At 44.8% G+C, this 25,445-nt stretch carries 23 protein-coding genes; 9 read left to right on the plus strand and 14 right to left on the minus strand.

Translation table 11 applies throughout. The features are described from left to right. Together A1D16_RS05610 and A1D16_RS05615 are read right to left on the minus strand one after the other, a co-directional pair. Positions 1–420 (minus strand): hypothetical protein (locus A1D16_RS05610; protein ID WP_290708302.1); only part of this gene is annotated, 420 nt, incomplete at its 3' end. Next, positions 413–898 carry a sigma-70 family RNA polymerase sigma factor gene (locus A1D16_RS05615; RefSeq protein WP_290708303.1) on the minus strand — a complete coding sequence of 162 codons (486 nt, stop codon included), beginning with the start codon at positions 896–898 and terminating at the stop codon, positions 413–415. The genes A1D16_RS05610 and A1D16_RS05615, both read right to left, overlap by 8 nt. Before the next feature lie 222 nt (positions 899–1,120). Between A1D16_RS05615 and A1D16_RS05620 the strand changes: the two genes are divergently transcribed. Then, positions 1,121–3,541 (plus strand): TonB-dependent receptor, encoded by a 2,421-nt coding sequence (locus tag A1D16_RS05620; RefSeq protein ID WP_290708305.1) that lies wholly within the window; start codon positions 1,121–1,123, stop codon positions 3,539–3,541. A gap of 1 nt (position 3,542) precedes the next feature. On the opposite strand, the gene A1D16_RS05625 is transcribed toward A1D16_RS05620, so the two are convergent. After that, a complete protein-coding gene (locus tag A1D16_RS05625; protein WP_290708306.1) occupies positions 3,543–3,965 on the minus strand; it encodes a nuclear transport factor 2 family protein in 423 nt (140 codons plus the stop codon). An 83-nt stretch (positions 3,966–4,048) separates the two neighbouring features. On the opposite strand from A1D16_RS05625, the gene A1D16_RS05630 reads away from it, so the two are divergent. After that, positions 4,049–4,399 (plus strand): ArsC/Spx/MgsR family protein, encoded by a 351-nt coding sequence (locus A1D16_RS05630; RefSeq protein ID WP_290708307.1) that lies wholly within the window; start codon positions 4,049–4,051, stop codon positions 4,397–4,399. Here A1D16_RS05630 and A1D16_RS05635 read toward each other — a convergent pair. Together A1D16_RS05635 and A1D16_RS05640 are read right to left on the minus strand one after the other, a co-directional pair. Further along, the gene (locus tag A1D16_RS05635; protein WP_290708308.1) at positions 4,394–6,553 is read right to left on the minus strand and encodes a hypothetical protein; all 2,160 of its coding nucleotides are present in this window, start codon (positions 6,551–6,553) and stop codon (positions 4,394–4,396) included. The genes A1D16_RS05630 and A1D16_RS05635 overlap by 6 nt on opposite strands. 94 nt (positions 6,554–6,647) lie before the next feature. Further along, positions 6,648–7,091: a hypothetical protein gene (locus A1D16_RS05640; protein ID WP_290708309.1), complete on the minus strand. Its 444-nt coding sequence runs from the start codon at positions 7,089–7,091 to the stop codon at positions 6,648–6,650. A gap of 188 nt (positions 7,092–7,279) precedes the next feature. On the opposite strand from A1D16_RS05640, the gene A1D16_RS05645 reads away from it, so the two are divergent. Then, a complete protein-coding gene (locus A1D16_RS05645; RefSeq protein ID WP_290708310.1) occupies positions 7,280–8,089 on the plus strand; it encodes a hypothetical protein in 810 nt (269 codons plus the stop codon). Between the two features lie 98 nt (positions 8,090–8,187). Continuing rightward, positions 8,188–8,388 carry a hypothetical protein gene (locus A1D16_RS05650; protein ID WP_290708311.1) on the plus strand — a complete coding sequence of 67 codons (201 nt, stop codon included), beginning with the start codon at positions 8,188–8,190 and terminating at the stop codon, positions 8,386–8,388. 3 nt (positions 8,389–8,391) lie between these two features. Here A1D16_RS05650 and A1D16_RS05655 read toward each other — a convergent pair whose 3' ends face one another. The 4 genes from A1D16_RS05655 to A1D16_RS05670 all read right to left on the minus strand — a co-directional run bounded on the left by A1D16_RS05655 (position 8,392) and on the right by A1D16_RS05670 (position 14,838). Beyond that, the gene (locus A1D16_RS05655; RefSeq protein WP_290708351.1) at positions 8,392–10,737 is read right to left on the minus strand and encodes a UvrD-helicase domain-containing protein; all 2,346 of its coding nucleotides are present in this window, start codon (positions 10,735–10,737) and stop codon (positions 8,392–8,394) included. A gap of 70 nt (positions 10,738–10,807) precedes the next feature. After that, entirely contained in the window at positions 10,808–12,013 is a 1,206-nt protein-coding gene (locus tag A1D16_RS05660) for a vWA domain-containing protein (RefSeq protein ID WP_290708312.1), read from the minus strand. Between the two features lie 116 nt (positions 12,014–12,129). Continuing rightward, positions 12,130–14,085: an alpha-L-fucosidase gene (locus A1D16_RS05665; RefSeq protein WP_290708313.1), complete on the minus strand. Its 1,956-nt coding sequence runs from the start codon at positions 14,083–14,085 to the stop codon at positions 12,130–12,132. A 99-nt stretch (positions 14,086–14,184) separates the two neighbouring features. After that, positions 14,185–14,838 (minus strand): WYL domain-containing protein, encoded by a 654-nt coding sequence (locus A1D16_RS05670; protein WP_290708314.1) that lies wholly within the window; start codon positions 14,836–14,838, stop codon positions 14,185–14,187. Positions 14,839–14,939: 101 nt separating this feature from the next. Here A1D16_RS05670 and A1D16_RS05675 point away from each other — a divergent pair, with 101 nt between their 5' ends. Then, positions 14,940–15,728 carry a hypothetical protein gene (locus tag A1D16_RS05675; RefSeq protein ID WP_290708315.1) on the plus strand — a complete coding sequence of 263 codons (789 nt, stop codon included), beginning with the start codon at positions 14,940–14,942 and terminating at the stop codon, positions 15,726–15,728. On the opposite strand, the gene A1D16_RS05680 is transcribed toward A1D16_RS05675, so the two are convergent. Next, positions 15,723–16,256, minus strand: coding sequence for a hypothetical protein (locus tag A1D16_RS05680; protein WP_290708316.1), 534 nt, complete (start codon positions 16,254–16,256; stop codon positions 15,723–15,725). The two genes, A1D16_RS05675 and A1D16_RS05680, sit on opposite strands and share 6 nt — an antisense overlap. A 185-nt stretch (positions 16,257–16,441) precedes the next feature. Next, positions 16,442–19,078 carry a zinc-dependent metalloprotease gene (locus A1D16_RS05685; RefSeq protein WP_290708317.1) on the minus strand — a complete coding sequence of 879 codons (2,637 nt, stop codon included), beginning with the start codon at positions 19,076–19,078 and terminating at the stop codon, positions 16,442–16,444. A gap of 518 nt (positions 19,079–19,596) precedes the next feature. Between A1D16_RS05685 and A1D16_RS05690 the strand changes: the two genes are divergently transcribed. Beyond that, on the plus strand, positions 19,597–21,156 hold the full coding sequence (locus tag A1D16_RS05690; protein WP_290708318.1) for a hypothetical protein: 1,560 nt from the start codon (positions 19,597–19,599) through the stop codon (positions 21,154–21,156). Here the strand turns inward: A1D16_RS05690 and A1D16_RS05695 are convergent. Beyond that, complete coding sequence (locus A1D16_RS05695; protein ID WP_290708319.1) at positions 21,153–21,380, minus strand: hypothetical protein; 228 nt, start codon at positions 21,378–21,380, stop codon at positions 21,153–21,155. The genes A1D16_RS05690 and A1D16_RS05695 overlap by 4 nt on opposite strands. 22 nt (positions 21,381–21,402) lie before the next feature. After that, the gene (locus A1D16_RS05700) at positions 21,403–22,197 is read right to left on the minus strand and encodes a glycoside hydrolase family 25 protein (RefSeq protein WP_290708320.1); all 795 of its coding nucleotides are present in this window, start codon (positions 22,195–22,197) and stop codon (positions 21,403–21,405) included. Between the two features lie 44 nt (positions 22,198–22,241). On the opposite strand from A1D16_RS05700, the gene A1D16_RS05705 reads away from it, so the two are divergent. The 3 genes from A1D16_RS05705 to A1D16_RS05715 are packed head-to-tail and all read left to right on the plus strand — an operon-like array spanning position 22,242 to position 25,065. After that, entirely contained in the window at positions 22,242–23,267 is a 1,026-nt protein-coding gene (locus A1D16_RS05705) for an SPASM domain-containing protein (RefSeq protein WP_290708321.1), read from the plus strand. Between the two features lie 56 nt (positions 23,268–23,323). Further along, entirely contained in the window at positions 23,324–23,779 is a 456-nt protein-coding gene (locus A1D16_RS05710) for a MarR family transcriptional regulator (protein ID WP_290708322.1), read from the plus strand. Between the two features lie 14 nt (positions 23,780–23,793). Continuing rightward, positions 23,794–25,065, plus strand: coding sequence for a family 10 glycosylhydrolase (locus A1D16_RS05715; protein WP_290708324.1), 1,272 nt, complete (start codon positions 23,794–23,796; stop codon positions 25,063–25,065). A 1-nt stretch (position 25,066) separates the two neighbouring features. Here A1D16_RS05715 and A1D16_RS05720 read toward each other — a convergent pair whose 3' ends face one another. After that, positions 25,067–25,432 (minus strand): hypothetical protein, encoded by a 366-nt coding sequence (locus tag A1D16_RS05720; RefSeq protein ID WP_290708325.1) that lies wholly within the window; start codon positions 25,430–25,432, stop codon positions 25,067–25,069. Between the last annotated feature and the right edge of the window lie 13 nt (positions 25,433–25,445).

A 25,445-nucleotide genomic window follows, 5' to 3' on the forward strand; every position in this document is an offset into this window, starting at 1 on the left:
ACCACAAAGATACCCGCCAGCTGCTGCAAAGGGGTATACGAATAACCCGAGTTGCTGTTGCACCCGGCCCCATTTGGTAATTTCCCCTAAATGTTGCTTCAATTCCTGTAATACCGGCCGGGTGGCAGAAACCGTCGATTGAATAGACCTGTATAATTTCCAGGCTGTCCATAATACATACACCGTAAAAGAGATGGTAATTAACATAGCCAGGCTTATTTGCCAGTATGGAAACAGCCATAAAATAGCCAAATAAAATACCAGGATAACAAGTCCAGAAATTATATTCATCTGCAATCCCTTTTTCAATTTCAAAAGTGGATGCTGTGGTTGAAACTGTTGAATTCGTCCGGGTAACAAAAGCTTATCCAGGTCTTCGTCTTCCGGTTTCCAATCCTGCCATTTTTGTTGTTCATTCATGATCAGGAACATTTAATAAAGTGGATAATCGCTGACGGATACGGTAGAGTTTAACAGCAAGTCCATTCGCTGAAATCCCCATCCATTCCGCTATTTCTGAATTGGAATAACCTTCCAGGTGTAATAAAACAATAGCGCGGTCAGCATCCGTCAATTGCCGGATGGCTGTATGCAAGGCTTTAGAATCCTCCTGCTCAAACTGTACGGGATCTACTCCTTCCTGATCCGGCACTTCATCCTGGTAAACAACCAGGGTTTTCTTGCGGATACTGGTTAACACCGTATTGAGGCTAATCCTGTACAACCAGGTACTGAATTTCGCCTCTCCCCGAAAAGAGGACCAGCCCTTCCAGCATTGCAACAGAATTTCCTGGTAGAGATCTTTTTTCTCTTCCGGGTCTGCAGCGTAGAGGGATACTATTTTATAAATAATACCCTGGTTGGCTTTTATCTCCGATAAAAACAATTCCTCCTTCATACTTACCTATAGATGCGCAAATCTACCGTCAACTATCAGCATATAAGTAACCGTTTACGTTCAATTATTACAGCTGGCTGCCTTTTTATTATAAAATCCCCCTCCCTTCCTTTTATACCTGATTTTCACCGCTCATGCATTGGCAGGAATTTTCGACCCGTTATCCCATTTCAATTTTTTATGCCACCGGCCCAGGGAAGCTTTGTAGTTCAATTGGATTGCATGAAACTTTTTTTCATCAGTTGCCTGCTGCTGCTGGCAGGATTTAATGAACTAGGTGCACAGGAAAAGGGCAGCGTTGTAGGTACGGCATTGGAAGGAGCCACCATTAGCCTCCTAAAACCCGGCGATTCCTCGCTCGTAAAACTTGCTATTGCGGGAAAAGAGGGTCGGTTTGAAATAAACCAGCTTGCCTATGGTCAATACCTGTTGCGTGTTTCAGCCATAGGGCATATTAGTTTTAATTCAGCTGAATTTAGCCTGGATCAAACAAAGCCCGTACAGGATTTTGGCATTTTAACCCTGGTAAAAAACAATTCAGAATTGCAGGCGGTAACCATCAGCGCTACCAAACGAATGATTGAGGTAAGACCCGATAAAACGCTTGTAAATGTAGATGCTATCCTTTCCAGTGCAGGCGCTACTGCGCTCGAAGTACTGGAAAAATCGCCTGGTATAACCGTAGACAGGGACGGAAATATCAGCCTTAAAGGAAGGGCCGGTGTTCTGGTATTGGTTGACGGAAAACCAAGTTACCTGGCAGGGCCAGACCTGGTAAACCTGTTGAATACGATGATGGCAAATCAACTGGATCAAATTGAGATCATGACCAACCCTCCGGCTAAATATGATGCTGCGGGCAATTCCGGAATAATTAATATCAAAACCAAAAAAAATAAACAACGGGGATGGAATGGCAGCCTCAACCTGTCTATTGGCCAGGGCGTTTATGCCAAAACAAGTAATGGCCTCCAACTTAATTACCGGAACGAAAAAATTAATCTCTTCCTGAGCTACAGCCAGCATGCCAATAAAAATTTCAACCAGCTGTTTATCAGGAGAAGTTACCTGGGTGCGGAAAGCCAACCCTATACCGGCTTTTTCGATCAGCCTAGTTTTATGCGCATAACCGGGCTAAACAATACCCTAAAACTAGGCCTTGATTACTATCTCAGTAAAAAAACCACCCTGGGTATCAGTAGCTCCGGATTTATTTCTCCCAGGAAATACAAAAGCAGTAGTACCGGTTACCTGATGAACGCTGACAAAGTAGTGGATTCTATTGTCCAAACTACCAGTAACAATTCCAATAAATGGCTAAACGGGATGCTTAACCTCAATTTCCGTCGGCTTATTAATACAACCACTGAGCTTACCGCCGATCTTGACTATATGCAGTACGATATGACCAATCGTCAACTGTTTCACAATACCATAACCCTGGCCAACCAGGCAGTTGTGAGCGACGGGTACCTGAAGGGTGATCTACCGGCCACCATCCGCATATACACCGCTAAATCAGACTATACCACTACCCTTTTCACCAACTGGAAGATGGAAGCAGGCCTTAAAACAAGCCTTGTTCAAACTAATAACAAGGCCAATTATTATAACTCCAATGGTACTAACTGGACGCCTGACTATGGTAAAACCAATCAGTTTCTCTACGAAGAATCGATCTATGCAGCTTACGTAAACAGCACAAAAAAAATAGGCGCCTGGTCGGCTCAGGGTGGTGTACGATTTGAACATACACAGTACAAAGGCAAACAATTGGGAAACCCTGAAAAAAACGACTCCAGCTTCAGCAGAAAATATGCAAATTTATTCCCCACCCTTTATCTCACCCATGAGCTGGACTCAAATCATACCCTTACGCTGCAGGCAGGGAGAAGAATTGATCGGCCGGCTTATCAGCAACTCAACCCCTTCCTGTTTTTTATTAACGAATACACTTACCAGGTAGGAAATCCATATATCCAACCGCAGTTCACCTGGAATATGCAGTTATCGCATACCTATAAAGGATGGCTGAGCAGTTCACTGGAATATGCTAGTACCAAACAATATTTTTCACAATTGTTTAAAACGGAGGGGCGGGTTACCATACTAACAGAAGGCAATCTTGCTACAATGAAAAACCTGAATCTTACCCTTACTGCCCAATGGAAACCAACCGGGTGGTGGTCAGCCAGTATCTCCGGCACCGGCATCTTCCGAAAAGTTACCGGATCGGGCAGTAACCAGGACTTCAATAGCGAAACATTTAGTGGAAATGGAAATATCAATAATCAATTCACTTTCAAAAAAGGCTGGTCGGCTGAATTGTCGGGTTTTTATGAAGCAAAAAACAGGGATGCTCAATTTCTGATCTATGGATTTGGACAGGTATCGGCCGGCATCGGAAAACAGGTACTAAAAGGCAAGGCAAACATTCGACTAAACATACGCGACATCTTCTTTACACAACCTATAAAGGGGGATATCCGTTACCAGCAGGTTCGCGAACGATTTAATCAAAGCCGCGATTCCAGGGTAGCTACCCTTAGCTTCAACTGGCGATTTGGTAAACAGTTAGGAGAAAGCAGAAAACGTTCCGGCAGCAGCAGCGAGGAGCAAAACCGGGTACGTGCAGGTGGCTAAATCAACTGGTATGATCCGAAACAATAACCCATTCTCCGGCTATTTTTTTAAAGATCAGCGTATAATGCCCGCCAACATCTCCTGCGCTTCGGGTAAGCTGCCATTTTCCAACGATCATCCAGGTATCGGAACAGAGCGGTAAAAAATGCAGAAACTCAAATTTTAGCTGACCCATTTTAGCCGGACTATCATAGGTATTCTTATACCGCTGGTAGGTATTGGAATAACCATACGTAACCCCTTTTGAACCAATGAACAAAAGTGAGTCGGATTGCCAGTACCCTTTCATAAAAGCTTCAATATCGCCCCTGTTCCAGGCAGCCTGCTGATCCGTTAATAATTTGCGGATAGCCAGCTCATCTTTTTGCTGTGCAACTACCTGAACTGCAGAAAAAACCAATAAAAGGCTGATCCAGATTTTCATATGAAGGAATTTAAGGAAAGGTAGAAAAGCTCCGGCATTCAACAAAATTGCCGCAGTTACTGTTATTTTGCCAGTTGAAAACTATGAAAAAAATTTACCACCTCGCCAACTGCGATACCTGTCAGAAAATAGTGAAAGAAGTCGATGCCGCTAAGAAAAAAACGGTGCTGCAGGATATTAAAACGGTTGCTATTACCCCAGAGCAACTGGATGAAATGAAACAACTTGCCGGTAGTTATGAAGCCTTGTTCAGTAGAAGAGCACTTAAGTTCCGCAGCATGGGATTACATGAAAAAACATTACAGGAAGCTGATTATCGCCGTTTAATACTGGAAGAATATACTTTTCTAAAGCGACCGGTTGCTATAGTAGGAAAAGAAATTTTTATTGGCAATACAAAAGCTGTTGTTGAAGCCTTGAAAAAGGCGTTATAACACCGCGGCGTCTTCATTAAACAGGCGAATTACAAATAGGCTCAGGTTCCGGTAAGGAGGCACATACTCCGAAAACAGGTTTTTAGTAGCTTCTGATTTATTGAATTGCTCCGCTAACCTGTTCCAAAGCTCGGGCCAAAAAATATCCTGTTCCTGCAGGAAAAGGGCATTTAACTCCTGGATCATGGGGTCATTAATCAGTTTAGAACCGATTTGTTTGGTAGCAACAATCTGCGCATTCGGACTTTTCCCTGCAACGGTTAATAAATTTTTATACCCGCCGCAGGAGCCCAAAATGGCCAATTTCATATAAGACTGCAGGTAACTAAGCGTTGTAGGCAGGTGATAACTATGCCCCCGGTGTATAATTACGCCTGGCCTTATTTGCTGGTTGGAAAGATAACTTAGCAGTTGCTGCTGGGCTTTTTCATCTTCCCGAAAGGTATGGTCGAGTGGAAGATTGGCATAAATATGTACGGGCTGAACCGAATTTTTGGAACAGATCTCTACCCATTTGGGCATTTTGGAAATCATCCAAACAGAACTGTCTTTGAATAAACTTAAAAAATTGGCATAACTGGCTTTGCCGTCTTCATCTCCATAAAACAGCACTAGTTGGTGTATAATATTATCTACTCCAACAATTGATTTAACAGGCAGCAACTCATAATTACCAAGCCGGGAAAACAATTCTTGTCTTGATTCTGCATGATTTGCTACCTGATAAATCTGTCCGAGTATGCTGTACAACCTGATTCCGTAAAAATTATCTGTAGCCCTGCAACGCTGCAGATTTTTTTCCAGCAAATCGCCTACTACTTCATTTGCCAGTGAATCAGACGACAAGCTGATAAATGCATCGGCTACATCCATGGCTTCCTCTATGCCGCTTTCCATGCCCGACTCAATACCAGATACAAAACGGGATAAGAGATTTTTGCGCTCTTCTTCCGGCATATTCGACAAAAAATCAGCCAGCACATTATAGTGGGAACAAATACGGATAAATTTCCGGAACTGGTCAAATGCAACGTATTCAAACAAACTATCGGCTCTTCCCGCAGGCAACTGCAGCATTAGTTGTTTGTAAATACCCAGGAAACTGGAGGTATACAATTCATCTTCGCCGGTGGTGATCAAATAATACAGATCAATATTGCGAAGCGGTTGAATACTGGCAAACCGGGTTGTATTTCCGCTCTCGTGTAAATCATTGATCGGCTTAATATAAAATGCCATAGCTTTGTCATGAAGTGCAGTTCGTAGAGCCGGTTGCATGCCCAGGGAGGAACCAGGGTGCCGGTTCTTCCGGATTTCCTGAATATCGTCCACCAGTTTTTGATAGTACCCATTTACATTGGAGCTACGCAATAACAACAATTCATCCACTGTATATTTTCCATTTATAAGACCGGTGGCAAAATGTGCCAGTTCCCCAACATTTCTGTTACCCGCAATAGTTACCAACTCACGCAATAAAGGGTTGCTTGAATTACGTATATGGTCAGCCAGTGGTGTTGTCTGCTGATTGATGTATTGAACAATTGCTAATGGAGATCTTTCTGCGATGTATACCAGGGCCGTATCCATATAAGGGAATGCGGGCCTTTTTTCCAGGAATGAAATCAGGTTCTCCAGGCTTACCGCCACCCGCCTAACGTCTGCCAGTTGCTGCAACCGCTTTCCTACCGGGTAAAGGCGAAAAGCATCTGCCATCAGCTGCGTTCGCTTGGCGCCAAATCCGGCCATAATCTCCTGCAGTGATTCTCCGTTTACTATATTATGCGCTATTTGGGGAAATTTCTCTAATACATACGGAACATCATATACATCGTACTGGTTCTGCACCAGGCTACCCCTTAGCGTTTGAAGAAAATACCGCAAACTAATAATGCTGTTAAGGCGGTCATGCGGCTTCTCTTCTTTTCTTTCAGAGAAAGCAGCCTGTAAACTATCGGTGGTATAATACGCAAATTCCCGAAGCCTGATCCTTATTCCTTCTTCTCCCTTGAACTGATTCAGAAAATTACGGTATTGGATCTGCTCTGCATCCAACAAAGCATTCGCCTCCGCCAGGTTCGACTGGGCTATTCCGGCTATGGGTAGAAATAAAAGAAGGAAAAAATTAAGTAAAAATCTCTCGCTACAGTTCATGTTTAGATTTCAGCCTGAAGGTACGCTGAAATACGGAAACATCCATTTCTTTAGCAAGGGGCAAGAGCCGGGAATTTTAACCAAGCAAGCTGGCTCAGAGGCCAATTTTCAGCACCAGCAAATTGCTCAAATCTGCTACTCCCTTTGAAATTTCTTCCACTTTTATTTCCTGCCGTATCCTGTACATTTTATGGGCAGTGAGGTAAATAACATGTTTTTTACCTGGGTCAAATACCAGTTTTTTATGAATCAGGATAGGTTCATCGGGCCCCGGGAAACCGGCAATCTGGCGAAGGGGCAGCAATGTATCCCATACCATTTCCGGAAGAATGCCGGAGAAGGAAGATTGCATAATAGATAACCGGATACCTGCCTCAGCGGCGGCTGGTCTTGTTGGGCGAAGATCGGGGTCGGCAAAAACACTGAAACGAACCATGCCCGCTACAGGCTTTGTTTCTGCAGGCGGCATTGGCACTGTTCCGGATTTGCTACAAGCTGCCAGCAACACCAACAACTGCAGGTAAAGAATACATTTCATTTGGATAAGTTAATGGTTAAGGTTAATGAACTGAACCCTGCACCGCCTTTTTCGTTGCATGCAACAAGCGGAAAATTTCAATTTTCACAAATGCGCCCGACTACATCGGTAATCTGACCGTTTATCCAAAATGGATGCGTTCATAAATCAATATCCTGTCAGCTATACAGTTTCATTAAACCTTAAATATGAAAAAGTATTCCACCGCCACCTTTTTATTACTGATCATTTCACTGATTATAGGCAGCTGCAGGAAAAACGGAGATGACGCAATTAATCCCTTACCTGAACCAGTAGTTTACAAGCGCGTCAAAAAACTTGCCTCCGGACCAGACGACCATATGATCTATACCTATAACCAGCAAAACCAGGTTAGTTCCTATAAATCAACCTGGATTTATTCACCAGACGGGCCTGTTATAAAAACCTATACCCTCAATTATGAATTTGTGAACGGCAAAATCAAAGAAGGCATTAATAATGGAGGCACTAAAGTGGTATTCAGTTATGAAGGCTATCGTATTTCAACAGCCGGTTTTTATTACCCCAATGGAAACAGGTTTGCTACCCATACCTATACCTATAACAATAAAAACCAGTTGACGGAAATAACCGAAACAATTATGCAGCCCGAACAAATTAGCGAGGTGCGTGCCCTTTACCAATACGATCCCAACGGCAACCTGATCAAAATAGTGAACCAACACAAGAGAACCGGCACGAACCAATTCGAACTGATTTCCTCTACTATTTTTGAAGCCTATGACACTCACTGGAACCCGATACCGGATCATGTATGGGGACAATTTCTTCCCGGGCTGATACTTCATAAGAACAACCCCAAAAGAATCAAAGAGTTATTGCCCGATGGTTCTGTAAAACAAGTGCTTCATATAACCTATACATACAGGCCCGACGGGTTTCCCAGCGAAAAGGTGCAGTACCTTGAAATCAACGGCCAGGACAAGCCAGCGATCCGATATACCTATGACTATTAAAAAATGCTACCATTCATCCGGTAAAAACAACAGTTCATTAACAAAATGCTAGGAGGCAACCAGTCCCCTCGCTAACTTTGCGCCCATAAACCTATTGTATGAAATTATTCTATTTACTCGGTGTATTACTGGTGCTGACGGCCGGCCTGGCTGCCCGCGCTATTTTACAGCCCATTCAACCGGCTGCTACCGGATCCATTACCGTAATTAGCGGAAAAGATAAGGCCAGTGCTGCCTCCGCCCGGGCATTGGCAAAATGCAGAACCTCAGTAGTTGCGCGGTGCAGTAAATGCATCTGATCCTTATTCTATAATTCGAAGTTTCGCATAGTTCAGCATGATTTTCTTCTCGCCGTTATTTTCGAACTGAACGGTAGCGATAGGGTTGTGAGCGCTTCCCTCCATTTTTACTACTTTTCCGAAGCCGAACTTCTGGTGTTCTACTTGCTGGCCTGCCTGCAAATGGGTAGTATCACTGGGTACAAAATCTGCAGAAGGAACATGTTCCACCACTTTAGGGGTAGTTTTCGGTGGTACATAAGCCGGCACAGTATCTTTTCTTTTTGCAGGTGGGGGGCCATAGAGTTTTTCTGCCTGCTCACTGGCGCCATATCCTCTCATCCGATCAAATGCACTGCCTTGTGCAAAACCTGCTCCCTGATTACGGATTCCTCCTCCCGCAAAACTGCGATCCAGGTATTGCTGGGGAATTTCATCAATAAACCGGCTGGGTTCATTCTGTTGTAATTGCCCGAATTTATACCGGGTATTGGCATAGGTGATCCAGAGTTTTTGCTTAGCGCGGGTAATTACCACATAAAACAAGCGGCGTTCTTCTTCAAGCTCTTCCCGGGTATTAATGCTCATGGCATTGGGGAAAAGCATTTCTTCCAACCCAGCCGCAAACACAACCGGAAATTCAAGCCCCTTGGCGGCATGAATGGTCATTAATTTAACCGTATCGGCATTGGGGTCTTTTTCATCCGCATCGGTTAGCAAAGTGATTTGTTGCAAGTAGGCCGCCAGTCCTTTATCTCCCACCTCACCTTCTTCATTGCTGGGGGTTTCTGTAAACTCCTTGATAGAGTTCAATAATTCCTGTACGTTTTCATACCGCTGCAGACCTTCCACTGTTTTATCATTGAACAGTTCTTTCACAATATTGGCCTGTTTACCTACATGAAATGCAACATCATAGGCATTTTTTACAGCAAGCATGGTTTGGCATCCTTTGATCATTGTAACAAATTGTTCAATGGCTTCCAGGGTACCCGCTTTAAAACCCGCTTGCGCGGCATTTTCCAGTACTTCCCACATGGTAATATTGTTGGTATTGGCAATTACCATTATTTTATCTATAGTGGTTTTGCCAATTCCCCGCACGGGATAATTGATGATACGTTTCAGTGCCTCTTCATCACGGCTATTTACGATCAGGCGCAGGTAAGCAACAAAATCCTTTATTTCCTTACGCGCATAAAAACTAACACCGCCATACATGGTGTAAGCAATCCCCATTCTGCGCAGGCTTTCTTCAAAGGCACGGCTTTGCGCATTGGTGCGGTACAGGATGGCAAAATCACGGTTGCTGAAATGGTTTCGGAGCTTTTGTTCCTGGATGGTATCGGCCACAAACTTTCCCTCTTCATTGTCGCTCATGGTTCGAACCAGCCGAATTTTTTCTCCATCGCCGTTCTCTGTCCACAGCTCTTTCGGAATCTGGCCCTTATTGTTGTTGATCACCTCGTTGGCAACATTCAGAATGCTTTTGGTACTGCGGTAATTCTGTTCCAGCTTAATAACTTTTACATCATCATAATCTTTCTGGAATTGCAGGATATTTTGAATGGTTGCTCCGCGGAAGGAATAAATAGACTGGGCGTCGTCTCCCACCACGCATACGTTTTCAAAAGCCGCACCCAGGAGTTTGATAATTTCGTATTGTGCAGGATTGGTATCCTGGTACTCATCGATCAGGATATACTTAAACTTATGCTGGTATTTATAAAGTGATTCAGGAAAATTTTTCAATAACTCATACATTTTTATCAGCAGGTCATCGAAATCCATTGCCCCGTTTTTGAAACAGCGTTTTGCATAAGCCGCATAAATCTGCGCAATTGCCGGCCTGTTGGAACGGTTATCTTCCTGTTGAATATAATAGTCCTGTGCATATTCACCCGGGCCGACCAATGCATTTTTTGCAGAACTGATCCTGTTATAAACAATATTGGGTTTATAGAGTTTATCGTCGAGGTTCAATTCGTTGATGACTGTTTTTACCACGCTTTTGGCATCATCGGTATCATAGATAGTAAAGGAATTAGGATACCCGAGGTGATGTGCTTCACTTCGTAAAATCCGGGCAAATACCGAGTGGAATGTACCCACATAAAGATTCCTTGCGTCGGCATTGCCCAGGATTTTTTCAATCCGTTCTTTCATTTCCTTGGCCGCCTTATTGGTAAAAGTTAGTGCCAGGATATTAAAGGCATCAATGCGGTGATGCGCCATCAGGTGCGCTATCCGGGTAGTCAGCACTTTGGTCTTTCCGCTTCCGGCCCCCGCTACAATCATCAGGGGGCCATCTTTATGTAACACAGCTTCCCGCTGCTGCTCGTTCAATCCGTTCAGGTATTCTTGCTTCATCAAATTCGTACTGCCCTGGTTTAGACGTTCAGGTATTCCAGCGGCAAGCCTGCAAGTTACATAGAAATGGTTATTGGATTTGGATACCGGTTCTGCGTGCCTGGTTGCGGATAATTTTTTCGATTTCTGTAGCCAGCGTCTGATCGGATTGACCGGTTTTTTTGATTTTTTCAGCCGCAATAAATTTTTCCCGGTCTGCCTGAACTGCCTCCAATTCTTTCCGGATCTGATTGCGTTTGGCAGTTTGTTCCTCTATATAGGTCTTAAGTTCAGCTCTTGACTTATTTCTGATGGATTCCGGCAGCGTTTCTTTGTTTACTTTATTATAAAACTGCGGATCGGCTTCCTGGGCATCTACCAGGTCCCACTGTGTATTTTTGTAAAGGGACTTTTTTCCTTTTACAGCAACCCTGTCGGCGGCCACTTCCTTACTCATTGAATAATTCTGCGCATCTGCTTCTTCCTGTTTAGCCTTGCTTTCCCGGCCGAGTGAGCCGTATCCGACATAGGTAGTATTGAGCTGTTTGTTAAGTTCAAACAACCGGTCGTCATAGGGCGTGGCCACCATGTCAATGGCTGCATCCGAATTGATATGGGTAAAGCTTCCATTGCCGCATTCTGCTCCCAGGTTCCAGTGCTCCTGCATTCCCTGCAGGCGGTCGCCACAATAAATCGTGTTTACGACCACTTTCTTTTGTTTAGCCAATGTACAGGCTTTGGTAAAGGGCAGGTTGCCTTGTAAAAAATCTTCATTTCCGGCAATAAAAATTACTTTATAATGATCCGGCCCATCTTCCCATTTCAGTTCATTCAGGGAAGAATACATAACCTGTCCGCAATATTCATCCCCTCCCAGGGTAGAAAGCCGGAATAACTGGCGAGAAACTTCGTCGAGGTCAGTAGTAAACGGGGTAATCTGTTCTACATATCCTGCCGATGGTTTATTGGAAGAACGTCCGTACTCGTATAAGGCAATTTCAATTTTTGGGGTATAGCCATCGCAGCTCGATTTTCCTAAAATGCTGACCATATTCCAGAGTTGTGCTTTTGCCTGCGCAATCAATCCGTCCATACTATTACTCACATCCAGCAAAATAGCCACCTGTATTTTTCTGGTAGGATGCGGTGGTAACGGATCGCTGGCAAGCGGCAAAACCTGGACCTGGGGCTTATTATCGCCCCGGGGCTTGTTTTTACTGATAGCGGTATAAATAATTCCGGAGCAGACGAACAGCCCTCCTGCCAGGAGGCTGGTTCTTAATAAGCGTGTTGGCATGATGGTGGTTTTCGGATAAGATGAAGCGCTCCGATTTTTTTCATACCATACTTCAAGCCTTTACCGAAGTTTTAACAATCCGCTGAACGCACCCGGTAGCAACCAGCCGGTAAATTTTAAAATGCGCCCAGTTCTGCCGCGGAAATATAATTGTCTTCAACGCTCGATTTCCCGATAAAGCGGAAATATCGGCAACTTACCGGAGCGGGAAGGGATATGACCTGTTCAATAGGGTTGGCTTTGATATTCGCAAATTCGCCGGAAGCTACTGATTTCCAGCTTTTTCCGTCGCTGCTAACCTGCCATTCGTATTGCCCTACTACTCCCCAGGAGCCGCCAACCCTTGGCAGATAAGTAAAGCCTTTAACGGTTTGCAAGCTTCCCATATCAATTGTTATTTCCTGGGGAGCGGCCTTCATATCTTTTTCACTGTTCCAGGTATGCCAGATAGTGGAAGGATCATTATCAAATGCATGCAGGGCGGCCCCTTCCGGTAGTTTACTTTCTGCAGAAACGGCTACCAGCTTCCAGCTTTTTTTACTGAAGGCTCCCGGAACGGCTTTTCTTTCATAGGAAACCGGCGGTAGCTGATCCGGCTCTTTAAAAACCGCAATTTCGCTCAGTGCCAGCGCAACCGGCGATTCCACTACCCGGATCCTTATGGCTGTTGTACTGATAAATTCGGGAAGGCGGATAAGGCGATTTGCACCAATGCTGGTAGCGGTGGCTACTTCTTTCCAGTTCCCATCCGCTTTTACATCCAGTGCTATGCGTTCAACCCGTTGCCCCAGTTTAATATTTTCCCGAATCCGGACAATATTGAAGGTTACCGGTTTTTCCCATTGAAGTTGAACATCCGCCCTGGTAACACTGTCGTCCGTAGCCCAGTAAGAATAGCGGTCCTCATCAAGCAATTGCTTTGGCCCGAATTGATCCGCTGAGTTTCCACGAATATTGCTGGCCGTTACCTTGGCCTTGCTGGCAAGATTTTCGGCAAAACAGGCTTTCAGCAACTGGCCGAATTTTGTTAACGACTCCACATCATTATCATGTAATAATCCCCGGGTATCGGGAGATAACCCCAGGTCCAGTCCGGCACCTCTTCCCACGCTCTTGAAATACAGGTCAAAAAGCTGCGCAGGGGTTTTAACCCGATGATCCTGTTCAGGGTGATAAAACCAACCCGGGCGAAGCGGCACATCGCACTCAGCAGGTTTCCAGAATTCGCCATTACGAGTTCCTTCCGGGGAAAGCCAGTATTTGAGCTCCCCGGGTGCCGCAACTGTTTTACCGTCTAATGGCTGTGGGGTAAAGGTGGCCCAGGAAGTTTCAGCTGCATGTCCCTCTTCATTTCCCACCCAACGAACATCTCCCATATCATTGAAGATGACCGCACCAGGCTGGAGGTCTCGTACCATTTGCCAGGTGCTATCCCATCCGTAATAGGAGGTTCGATCGATGTTTCTTTTTTCCCGGGCACCGCCATAATAGCCGTCTCCGCCATTGGCCCCGTCGAACCAGGTGATAAACAGGTTACCGTAATTGGTATATAATTCACGAAGTTGTTCCCGATAAGCCTTTACATAGTCATAGGATCCGTAAGCAGGAAAATTACGGTCCCAGGGTGAGCAATACACACCAAACTGCAGCCCCATTTTACGGGTAGCTGTTTCAAATTCCTTAACCATATCACCCTGCCCGTTTTTCCAGGGACTCTTACTGATCGAATAGCTGGTGGTTTTGGTTGGCCACAGGGCAAAACCATCATGGTGCTTGGCAACGAGAATAAGTCCCTTGAAGCCGCCGGCCGCCGCAGCTTTTACAATTTGGCTGGCATCAAATGCAGAAGGGTTGAAAATAGACGGATCGGCATCTCCATAACCCCATTCCTTATTTTCAAATGTAGTTGGCGTAAAATGGATCAGCACATAGGATTCCAATTCCTGCCAATGCAATTGACGCTCCGTTGGTAATACCCCATAAGGTTGGGGTGGGGCAACTTTAGAAATTCCGGTGCAACTGGCAACTGCAAGTGAAATTCCAAGCAGGTATAAAAGACGGCCGATATTCATATTCAGGGATTAGCTAACGAAATTCAACCATTCGGGTTAGGAAATTATCCTGCATTTCATCCGATGCTGCCTCTAAATTCACCGGCAACAGGCGCTATTTTATTTTTTACCGGATTTTTCGGACGACCGGAATAACCGCAGCGCTTCTTTCAACTGAGGGGGTATTAAATCTGTTCCAGGTGCTTTTTCCTGTAATTCAAGGATTCTGCCCATGGTAATCTGGCGCCATTTTTCTTTTTTGGGTTGCCAGGCCAACAATATCCACTCCTCTTCCTCTTTTTTTATGGCCACCGGCAAAAGAGTATAGGATTTATTGTCTTCTCCTTTGTTTTGTTGCACGGTAATTTTCAATAAATGCCCTGTTTCAATGCCCTTTGCCAATACCTGCAACCATTCCGCGCCGGCTGTACCATCTGCCGGGCTTATAAATACAGCACTGGATTCGTCTGCACGCGTTTTTAAGCGGTCCAGCACAAACCCTGCTTCCAGCATCCACTTACAATAGCGGAAAAAATTCCCCAATTGCACCCCCGGCATTTCATCCAGTACGTATTTATTGGAGCCGGCATCATAAGAAATTTGAATACCCAGGTCGGCCCGAAGAGATTCCAGTAATCGCTGGAAGCTGCGCAAACTAAGGTCTGCCCCGGCGGCCTGTAAAGCAACCATTAATTCCTCCCGGTTGGCTCCCATGGACTGCTGCAGATGATGTACGAGGGTATAATAAGGCAGAATATAATCCCTTGGAGACATGGTTTGGGTTTATCCTGAAATCTAACCAAAATTTTGGAAACTAAAAATCAACCAGATGCCGGTCTGGTTGTTGCAATAGCGAACCAATTAATTCTAACAGCATGTCTGCTCCACTTAAAACCCGATCCATTGCCGCACTTCTTGCTATGGTAGCCGTATTGGTCGTTAATACAATGGCCGTATTATTACCCATTAATCAAATGAGTACCGGGGCCATCTCCGATCTGTATCCAAATTATTTTGTGCCAGCAGGCTTTACGTTTAGCATCTGGTCGGTTATTTATTTATTGCTGCTTTGCTTTTGCGGTTATGCGCTTTGGTTTTCATTTTCAAACCAACAGCAGTCAACGGTAAAGGAACTGCTACCTGGCCTGCTGATCCTTTTTTTATTAACCTGCCTTATCAATTGCAGCTGGATATTTTTATGGCATTACCTGCAAATAGAACTATCCCTGTTGGTAATGCTTCTTTTTTTGCTGACGCTTATTGGCATCTATCGAAAGCTTGGTGAAAAAAATAATTCGCTGTCCCGCACTGCTTATTTTTTGCTGCAGGTTCCGTTTAGTGTTTACCTGGGCTGGATCAGTGTGGCAACCATTGCCAATACAACTGCTCTACTGGTTTCAATGGGGTGGGAAGGCGGATTTTTATCTCCGGTTAGCTGGGCAGCAATTATGATGGTGGTGGCTGTATTACTTGGCCTGTTCCTGCTTTTCAGCCGTAAGGACCTGGCTTACCCCCTGGTAATTACCTGGGCTTTGTACGGAATTTATTTTAAACAGGGTGATCAGCCTTTGCTGGCCGGTGTTTCTGCAACCGGAATTGGCATACTGTTACTGGCACTGCTTTACCAGTTCTGGAAGGGCAGAAAAAAAAGTCCCGGGTTATAAACCCAGGACTTTCGCATCTACTGCATATTTTGTGGTGATACTGACGTTCAGATCTTCCGTAATAATTTTATCAGTAGTTAACCTGGTTTTAATGATATAGGTGCCTTTTTTGAGATAATCTGCCAGTTGTACATTATCTGATTTTAGCAATAATACCCCGTTGATATGGTCGGTAATATCTTTTTCGAAAGCAATTCTTTTTTCAGGTAACTGGTCGGCATCTATAAATACTTCAATATCTTTTAAAAAATCCCAGCTACGCCCTACCGGTACGCTGATGACCATCCTGAATTCCTGTAAGGTTACTGATTCCAGCATGTCGGCCTTGGAATTGTTCATGGTTAGTTCGCGGCTTGCTTCAGAATAAATAGGTGGTGTATAAACATCATAGGGAAGCAGGGTGGCAGCACCGGCCTCAATTTTTAATTCTGTTCTATCAGTTACTGTAAACTGGGTTAGTTTATCAATTTTTTCGCAGGAGCCAAAACCAATACTGGCAAGGGCCAGAACCGCCATTATACGTTTCATGGGTAGGGATTTTCTATGCTCCTAACGGCCGCCTACCTGCTTTAGTGTTTGAAAACCCTTGTTCCTGCTGGTTTTTTCGACGAATGGACGTTGACACGAGGTTCCAAGCGCCACATCTAAGTGTTTACTATTAATAAAAATGCGGCCCGGGTTCACCGGGCCGCATTGCAGTTCTTCCATAAAAATCACTTAACAGAAATCGCTTTATCGATCAGGAATACCAGGTTTGCACGGTGGGCCCTGGTTTGCTCATCGGGGCTGGTAGCTCCGGCAAGCAATGCTTTCACTTTTTTAAGTGTATGTAAAGCGGCGGCTTTTGACGCATTGTCGTACCCGGCTTTTGCCTCAACAATGGCAGCAGCGCCTTTTACAAACTCGGTTTGCAGGTTCTGGCGGTAAAGATTTACTGAACCGTTCAGATCGGCCTGGAAAATAGACTTGGATAAATCACTCATTACCTCTGCCACGCTGTAAGTATTACCATACAGTCCACTGTTATTGATACGGGAAAGTGTAACAGGGTGCAGTATATGCGCCAGTGTATTCAGCTGAAGACCAGCAAAGGTATTTTGTGGCTTAATGTCTTCTGTTCCATTAAAGAAACCAAAACCGCGGCGTTGCATCTGCAGGTAAGGAAACAACGGTGCATCCGCTGCAAAGGCATTGGGAGCAAACAGATAGGTATTTAACAGGGCCATTGCTTTCTTTTGATAAGCAACGGGCACCGGTGTAAATGGTTTCGTATTGGTTTTTTGTCCGGGGAAACTGCGGTCCACGTATACACCACCAATATAACGGCTTACGGAATTCAGCATTTGTGCCCGTTGTCCCATCAACTGATAATAACGGGTACGAAGTTCTGCATAGCTCTGATCGGGCTTTACAAAACGGGCCTGCAGTTTCGGCAACATTGTGTTCACCAGTTTCAGCCGATCTTCCGCATATGCCACCATATCATTACTCATATCATTTACCATTACACGGGGATCAATGGCTTTACCTGGCGCTCTCATATCGTCGGCATCATTCCCAAACGTCAGTTGGGGATCTGTACTACGAGACAGGATTTTTCTCAGTTCAGTTTCTTCTTCCGCCGCAGTAAAGGGTGTATATCCATATTGGATAGCCCAGATATCGTAGGGTCCTACCTTGGTGGTATAATAATCTCCCTGTTTAGCGCGGTTGCTGTTTACATTCAAGGAAGGGTAATCCATAACAGAACCCTGCAAACCAATTTTACGGGTGATAGACAGATCATGCACTTCCGTAGGGCTCAGCATCTGGCTGGCCTTCATATTATGGTTCAAACCAAGGGTATGCCCCATTTCATGCAGAATCAGGTAATACAGGAATTGTTTGTGTAATTCACGAACCTCTGCAGTTTGACGCTCTTCATCATCTAACGTGGCAATGGTTGCTATACCTGCCTGGAACTGCATGCCGAGTTCCTGGGCAATTGAACAATTCAGGTGCTGTTTCATACCATGCACTGCAAATGGTTTATTGGTAGCTGCTTCGATGGCTGCTTCAGGATTTTCCCAAGGCAAACTAACTGCTGTGCCTACACCTGCATTAAACAGGTCGTCCTGTACTACGGCACCAGCTCCGGATCTCCATTCCACGGTAATATCTGCACCCAGAATCTGTCCGGTACGCGGATTGGTAAAGCTTGGTCCGATAGCACCATAAGGCGGGTTGGCCGAGCTTACCCAGCGAATTACGTTGTACCGGATATCGGCCGGATCCCAGTCCGCATCATCCGGCATAATTTTCATTATTACGGCATTTTTGAAACCAGCCGCTTCAAACGCCTCGTTCCATTTTTCACCGGCTTCTTTAATGATCGGACGCAGTTCAACCGGTGTGGTATTTTCAATCCACCAAACAATTGGTTCAACAGGCTCGCTGATAGCGGCATTTGGATCCTTTTTTACCAGGTTCCACCGGCTGATGATGTCTTTATAAGGCGTGGGAGATAAAGAGGTAAGATCATCTATTTCACTTCCGAAATAACCCACCCTTGGATCATCGCGGCGAGCGCGGAAATCATTCTGCGGCAATTCGAGGAAGGAGTGCTGCAGTTTCACCCGCACATAACGGGCATCGGTAATATCTTTTCCACCACCATTAAAGGGCATGGGATTATCGTACGCCAGTTCAACCAGTACGTCGGTATTATTGGGGAAAGAACGAACAATTCCATATTTTGACTTACCAGGATTCAGTCCACCCAGGTTAAAAACGAGGCCAGGAGGCAACCCGGGAGGCAGCATAGGTTTAACCGGGTCGAGCTTATCGCCCAGTAATAAACCGTCACCGGCAATCAGGTAACCCAGGCTATCTTCCACTACCACTTTTTCAGCAATAATAACCGCATCACTCACGTCCACATTTGCCGCTTTGCTAACAGCGTTGTTTTTATCGTAATAGAAATTGGTGTTCATTTGTTTGAACTCCAGCTTATCAAATGACTTTTCCACTTTGAAAGGGAATGTAGCCCGGATCATATTCTGGTGAAGAAAAAGTTCGGTAGGCCCGCCCATGGAAAAACTCTGGTAGAGGTATTCCTTCCCCAACTGATCTTTGCGGATATAGAGCTGAACAGACCCTGTAGCAGTATCCTGGTACAGGGTAAACAACCCTTCGTGTTTTTTACTTGATTTGGTCTTGTCCTTTACGGAAGGTTTTGCCGGAGGTGTGGGAGCTGCTTTTTTGGTAGTATCAGCAACTGCCGGCTCGGGATTTTTTTTCCCTTTTTTTTGTGCAAATGACCCTGCTGCCAACAGCATAGCAGCCGGAATCAGGAAAGCGATTTTTCTCATGAAAACTATTTAGAGCTACAATATGCCTAAAAATTCGATGTCGGGGAGAAAAATTATATAAGGTTGTAGTGGGCGGGATAAATGGCGGGAAGCGGGGATAGATTAACCGAATGTTAAAAAATTTTAACCAAATCCTTTGTAATATGAAACAGTACCCCTATTTTCACACCGCAATAAAAAAAAGAAGGTCCACTGTAGACACAGTCGACCTCTAACGATTGCTTGCCATATAAAAAAATCTTCGAATCTTCTTTTGTTCCTTTGCAGGATTCGGGATAAACGACCTCTACGATGCTTTGCTTCTAACGATTGCTTGCCATTTTCCTCTAACGATTGCTTCTCATTTATTTTGCTTTCCGATGTGAAGCCGGGTCGTTTTCTTTTGTCCCGTTTGATGATGTAAAAGTAGCGCGGGAATTTTCTTCCCAAAAATCATAATTTGAACCGGTTTATTACTCCAAAAAGGATATTTTTGCAGGTAAACCCTTATCCATCAAGGATTTGCAGAAAAATAGTTAATGATGTCCAACCGATCTACCGACTCTCTTTTTCAATTAATAAAATCTCTTCACAAGGCAGAAAAAAGGCATTTTAAACTATATATCAAGCGCAGTTCGGCAAAAGAAGACCTGAAAATCGTGGAATTATTCGATGCACTGGATAAACTTACCGAATACGACGAGCGGTTATTGCTGAAAAAACTGCCTTCTATCCAGAAACCGCAGCTGAATAATACCAAAACCCATCTTTATAAACAATTACTGGCCAGTTTAAGAGATCTGAAAAGTACGGATACGCTGGAGCTTCAACTTTCCGAGCAGCTCGACAACGCCCGTATCTTATACAATAAGGGATTAAAACACCAGGCGCTTAAAATCCTGGAAAGAGCGCGGGAAATAGCCAAAGCCAATGGAAAATTTAACTACCTGGCACAGGTAATTTCACTGGAGAAAAAAATCGAAACCCTCCATATTACCCGTAGCATTCAGGAAAAAACAGAAAAGCTAACCCAGGAAGCACTGGAAATCAGCAGTCATATAGACCGGGTAACCCGTTTATCGAACCTGGCGCTACGGCTGTATGGCTGGTATACCAAACACGGGCATGCAAGAAATGAAAAAGACGAAACCGGCATTCGCGAGTTCTTTAAAGAGCAATTGCCGGCCGATGCGTTTCAGCTAACCGATTTTTATGAGCGTCTTTATTTATACCAGAGCTATACCTGGTATGCCTTTATACGCCAGGATTTTCTGATGTATTACCGGTATGCGCAAAAATGGCTGGATCTCTTCGATGAAAACGAAGTGATGAAAAAAGTTGAGATAGGGCATTATATTAAGGGCATGCACAACCTGCTGAATGCACATTTCGACCTTAGGAATTTTCAGCTTTTTGAAAAAGTACTCAAAGAATTTGAGGCATTTTCGCATACCGCCATTGCAGAACAACACGATAATTTCCGAATCCATACCAGTATCTATATCAACAGTGCTAAACTGAACTGGCACCTCATGACCGGCACCTTCCGGGAAGGTTTAAAACTGGTAGACACAGTTATTGCCAACCTGGACGAATATGCGCTGTATGTTGATCCGCACCGGATCGTCGTCTTCAATTATAAACTGGCCACTCTTTACTTTGGCAGCGGTGATTATAATACCTGTATCGATTTTTTACAGAAAATCATCAACGACACTTCAGCCGATTTACGCATCGACCTGCAAAGTTATGCACGGCTCATGCATATGCTGGCCCACTATGAACTGGGAAATGATGAAATCATTGAATCGCTGATAAAATCGGTGTATCGCTTTATGGCGAAAATGAAAAACCTGACGGTGGTGGAAGAAGAAATGTTCCGTTTCATTCGTCATTCCTTTGGAGTTTCGCCGCGCAAAATGAAACCGGAACTGGAAAAATTCCTGCATAAAATCAAACATCTCGAAAAAAGCCGTTTTGAAACCCGGGCTTTTGCCTACCTGGATATAATTTCCTGGGTGGAAAGTAAGGTCTACGAAAAACCGATGGCTGAAATTATTAATGCCAAGTACCACGCCCAGCGCAAAAGAAGGTATTAGGCTTTTTTTGTCCAGAGTTTGTAGAAATAACGCAGCATCCATCCAAGGCTTCCCAGGAAAAATGCATAACAGATATAATTACCCAATTTAGGGCTGTGTTCGAAGAAAAACCAGCCTGCATACAAGCCGATAGCCATATTAACCAACATCCATAGGGCGCCTACAGACAAGGTCATCAGTGTTTTAAACAAAAGGTCGCGGGCATCCTGTTCCATTTCACTCATAGTACCAGTTTTATCAAAACTACTATTCTATCAATAGGTCGCGAAAATCTGTTGAATCGCCATTAAATACATTAAAATCCACTTTACCCCTGATACCGGTTACCCGGCCCGTTTCACTGTACTGCCAGAAAGCCCAGTTACGTGCTATACGCGGCCTGTCTTTTTGCAGGTAATGTGCTACCCAAAGAGGATATTCATCAAACTCATCTTTTAAATGCCGGTTGTAAAAATCAACGTTGGTATATATTATGGGTTTAACGCCATAGTGGGCTTCCAGGCGATCCAGGAAAGCTTTTACCCCTACTCTCAATTTTGGCCCTGAGACACCGTAGGTCTGTTCCACATCCAGTACCGGCGGAAGATCTCCTTTTTGCAGCTCAACCCGGCGAATAAAATTTTCCGCCTGTTCTGCCCCGCTTTTGGGCGCCAGGAAAAAATGATAGGCCCCTCTTGGCATGCCTACTTCACCGGCATTTTCCCAATTTCTGCGAAACTGCTGATCCATATTTCCCAGCCCTTCTGTGGCTTTAATAAAAACAAAGCCAATTTTTACTTCTTTTGCCTGCATTGCTTTTACGGCTTCCCAGTTTATCCGTTGTTGGTATTTCGATACATCTATTCCATGAATCTGGAAATTGGTAGGAATTTCAATGCCAAAATCGTCATAATGTTCAAAATCCGGTGCTGAGCCGGCAAACCACCACCAGCCCAGGAATCCGATGATACCAATCGCCAGAATTGCCAATAAATACTTCGGTCCGGGTGGCCGGGTCGATTTTTCTTTGCCATCGCGCGCAAAAATAGGTATTTCCTTCACCCAACCGGTGGCACAGGTCGGGTGAAGGGCTGTATCTTTGACGGATGCCGTTTAATTTTCGAGATTCGTTGAACCTTGCCAGAAAGCTTACCCTTCGCCGGGCGTGGAATGCTGTTAAGGTATTGAGTAGTTATTACCTAAGCAAGTACAGTGGGAAAGCTATTCAATGGGGCGTGCCGATTTCGATAAGCGTTGAACCCACAACATCCTGCAATCTCCGGTGCCCGGAATGCCCCAGCGGCCTCCGCGCATTTACGCGCCCTACCGGTATGCTGCAAAGCAATTTTTTTCGCAATACCATTGACCAGCTTTATAAAGAACTTTTTTACCTCGTATTTTATTTCCAGGGAGAGCCCTACCTTAACCCTGCATTCCTGGAAATGGTTAAATATGCTTCCGATAAAGGTATTTACACAGCTACCTCTACCAATGCTCATTACCTGACGGAAGCCAATGCCCGAAAAACTGTAGAAAGCGGGCTCGATCGGCTGATCATATCCATTGACGGCACTACCCAGGAAGTGTACCAGCAGTACCGGGTGGGCGGCAAACTTGATAAAGTACTGGAAGGAGCGCGCAATATAGTGCAAGCAAAAAAAACACTCGGCAGTAGCAAACCCTTTGTAGTATTCCAGTTTTTGGTAGTAAAACCCAACGAACACCAGCTTGAAGAAGCAGGGCAATTAGCCAAACAAATAGGCGTGGATGCACTCTGGCTCAAAACTGCCCAGGTGTATGATTACGCCAATGATCCCAACCAACTTATTCCTGCCAATGAAAAATACAGCCGCTACAAAAAAGACAAGGACGGGAATTATGCCTTTAAAAATCAGCTGCTCAATCATTGCTGGAGGGCCTGGCATGCAACCGTGATCACCTGGGACGGGCTGGTGGTACCCTGTTGCTTTGATAAAGATGCGCAACACCGGCTGGGCGATTTAAAAAAAGCCTCCTTCCATGAAATCTGGCAGGACCCAACTTACCAGAAATTCCGATCCGGATTGTTGAAAAGCCGGGCTAATATCGATATTTGCGCCAATTGTTCGGAAGGCACCAGGGTCTGGGGATAGGATTAGAAAACCGCTTAGTGCACTTTTATGTAATTTTAAACCTGAACATACCTGTTATGAGTATCAACAAAGACATTAATCAACGAAAATTCAGGAACGAGCACCAGAAAGCTATGATCAACCTGATTTATACTTATAACTGGCTGATGGAAAATACCCGCAAGCACCTCGATCAATACGATCTTACCACCCAGCAATTTAATATACTGCGGATTCTGCGCGGAGCAGGGGAACCACTCAGCACCTTGCAAATAAGACAACGGATGCTCGATAAAATGAGCGATACTTCCCGTATAGTTGACCGATTGGTTAAAAAGGAACTGGTATCCAAAGTAATTTGCAGTTCCGACCGCAGGCTTGTGGATGTTACCATTACAGATAAAGGACAGGCCTTACTGGCCGAAATGGACAGGCACGAAAGTGACTGGGACAGCATTCTGAAAAGCCTCAGCGAATCGGATGCCCTTGAACTAAATAAATTACTTGACAAGCTTCGCAACAGTCAGGATTAACCGAAAATAAGATCATGCAGTTAAAAAATTCCTTGCTATCAGCAATAGCAATCCTATTGAATTCCACCCTTTTAACCGCTCAGCAACCGGCGGCCCCCATTCCTGCTCCTGTTGAAACCAATGCAGGCGGAACAACTGAGTTCAGGGCAGCCTGGATAGCTACTGTAGCCAATATCGACTGGCCCACCAAAGGCACTACCAACCCGGTTAAACAACGCGAAGAATACCTACAACTCCTCGATCTGCACAAAAAAAACGGGCTAAATGCTGTAATTGTGCAGGTTCGCCCTGCTGCCGATGCAATGTTTCCCTCTGCCTATGAACCCTGGAGCGAATGGCTGACCGGCAAACAGGGACAGGCACCGGTTCCTTATTATGATCCGCTTCAGTTTATGATAGCCGAAGCCCATAGCCGGGGAATGGAGTTTCATGCCTGGTTAAATCCTTACCGCGCGGTATTTAATACCAAAACATCCATTACGGCACAGGATCACATAACCCGCCGCTTCCCCGACTGGTTCCTCAATTATGGAGACACGAAATACTTTGACCCCGGTAATAAAAACGCGCAGCAATTTGTAGTAAATATTGTGCGAGACCTGGTAAAGCGCTACCCGGTTGACGGGGTTCATTTTGACGATTATTTTTACCCCTACCGTATTGCGGGGAAAGAGTTTCCGGATGCTAAAACCTTTAAGGTATTCGGCGAAGGTATGTCGCGCGATGAGTGGAGAAGAAGCAATGTGGATTCCATTATCCGCCACCTGGCCATCGCTATCAAAACAGAAAAACCCTGGGTAAAATTCGGCATCTCCCCTTTTGGCGTATGGAGAAACGCGGATAAGGATCCGCGTGGAAGCGCAACCAAAGCCGGGCAAACCAATTATGACGACCTCTATGCCGACATCCTGTTATGGCTTGAAAAAGACTGGATAGATTATGTAGCCCCCCAACTTTATTGGGAATTTGGACATAAGGCTGCTCCTTTTGAAGTACTACTGGACTGGTGGAGTAAAAACACTTATGGAAAACATTGTTATATAGGGTTGGGGATATACCGGGCAGGGTCCAACGCCGCCTGGAAAGATCCAAATCAGTTACCAAGAATGATTCAGGCAGTGCGTAATACACCCAATATGCAGGGGGTTATTTACTTCAGCAGTAAAAGTTTTGAAAAAAACCCGAATGGCTGGAATGATAGTTTACGCAACAATTACTACCGGCAACCGGCTGTAATCCCGGCAATGGACTGGATAGCCCCCAACCCCGGGCAACTTCCGTATTAACTCATTTGCCTTCCAGCTGGTTTACATAATCCAGCGAACCTATTCTAAACCGGAGCGGAAGCCCGGTTTTTTGTTGCAATCTGTACTCGCCTATACAAAAAACGCCCCAGTGTTTCAGTATAAAATCGGGGGCAATACCGCCTACCGGGTAGGTATTGGCCGGCGAAAAAAGCCCATTCCTGCTGACCAGCAAGGCATTTCCGTATTGGACCGGCTGCCGGGTCAACTCCCTAAAAACAGGAGTTTTTACTGATTTTACCGCCTTTTGTACCGAGGGTTGAGCAATCTCTGAAAGATTTATCGAAACAGGCAAAAGCCTTGCCTGTTGGGCCTTTGCAGGCAAAACCAGCAGGCTGGATAGCAGCATTATAAATATTTTA

This window comes from Flavihumibacter sp. CACIAM 22H1 (assembly GCF_001601815.1).
GTDB lineage: Bacteria > Bacteroidota > Bacteroidia > Chitinophagales > Chitinophagaceae > Flavihumibacter.

Coding starts and splice junctions, on each gene's coding strand:
- A1D16_RS05660 (WP_290708312.1), bottom strand. CDS start 12,013: ATGCCAACACGCTTATTAAGAACCAGCCTCCTGGCAGGAGGGCTGTTC.
- A1D16_RS05680 (WP_290708316.1), bottom strand. CDS start 16,256: ATGAAACGTATAATGGCGGTTCTGGCCCTTGCCAGTATTGGTTTTGGC.
- A1D16_RS05695 (WP_290708319.1), bottom strand. CDS start 21,380: ATGAGTGAAATGGAACAGGATGCCCGCGACCTTTTGTTTAAAACACTG.
- A1D16_RS05635 (WP_290708308.1), bottom strand. CDS start 6,553: ATGAACTGTAGCGAGAGATTTTTACTTAATTTTTTCCTTCTTTTATTT.
- A1D16_RS05620 (WP_290708305.1), top strand. CDS start 1,121: ATGAAACTTTTTTTCATCAGTTGCCTGCTGCTGCTGGCAGGATTTAAT.
- A1D16_RS05690 (WP_290708318.1), top strand. CDS start 19,597: ATGATGTCCAACCGATCTACCGACTCTCTTTTTCAATTAATAAAATCT.
- A1D16_RS05655 (WP_290708351.1), bottom strand. CDS start 10,737: ATGAAGCAAGAATACCTGAACGGATTGAACGAGCAGCAGCGGGAAGCT.
- A1D16_RS05645 (WP_290708310.1), top strand. CDS start 7,280: ATGAAAAAGTATTCCACCGCCACCTTTTTATTACTGATCATTTCACTG.
- A1D16_RS05675 (WP_290708315.1), top strand. CDS start 14,940: ATGTCTGCTCCACTTAAAACCCGATCCATTGCCGCACTTCTTGCTATG.
- A1D16_RS05710 (WP_290708322.1), top strand. CDS start 23,324: ATGAGTATCAACAAAGACATTAATCAACGAAAATTCAGGAACGAGCAC.
- A1D16_RS05625 (WP_290708306.1), bottom strand. CDS start 3,965: ATGAAAATCTGGATCAGCCTTTTATTGGTTTTTTCTGCAGTTCAGGTA.
- A1D16_RS05720 (WP_290708325.1), bottom strand. CDS start 25,432: ATGCTGCTATCCAGCCTGCTGGTTTTGCCTGCAAAGGCCCAACAGGCA.
- A1D16_RS05705 (WP_290708321.1), top strand. CDS start 22,242: ATGCCGTTTAATTTTCGAGATTCGTTGAACCTTGCCAGAAAGCTTACC.
- A1D16_RS05640 (WP_290708309.1), bottom strand. CDS start 7,091: ATGAAATGTATTCTTTACCTGCAGTTGTTGGTGTTGCTGGCAGCTTGT.
- A1D16_RS05670 (WP_290708314.1), bottom strand. CDS start 14,838: ATGTCTCCAAGGGATTATATTCTGCCTTATTATACCCTCGTACATCAT.
- A1D16_RS05685 (WP_290708317.1), bottom strand. CDS start 19,078: ATGAGAAAAATCGCTTTCCTGATTCCGGCTGCTATGCTGTTGGCAGCA.
- A1D16_RS05715 (WP_290708324.1), top strand. CDS start 23,794: ATGCAGTTAAAAAATTCCTTGCTATCAGCAATAGCAATCCTATTGAAT.
- A1D16_RS05630 (WP_290708307.1), top strand. CDS start 4,049: ATGAAAAAAATTTACCACCTCGCCAACTGCGATACCTGTCAGAAAATA.
- A1D16_RS05665 (WP_290708313.1), bottom strand. CDS start 14,085: ATGAATATCGGCCGTCTTTTATACCTGCTTGGAATTTCACTTGCAGTT.
- A1D16_RS05615 (WP_290708303.1), bottom strand. CDS start 898: ATGAAGGAGGAATTGTTTTTATCGGAGATAAAAGCCAACCAGGGTATT.
- A1D16_RS05650 (WP_290708311.1), top strand. CDS start 8,188: ATGAAATTATTCTATTTACTCGGTGTATTACTGGTGCTGACGGCCGGC.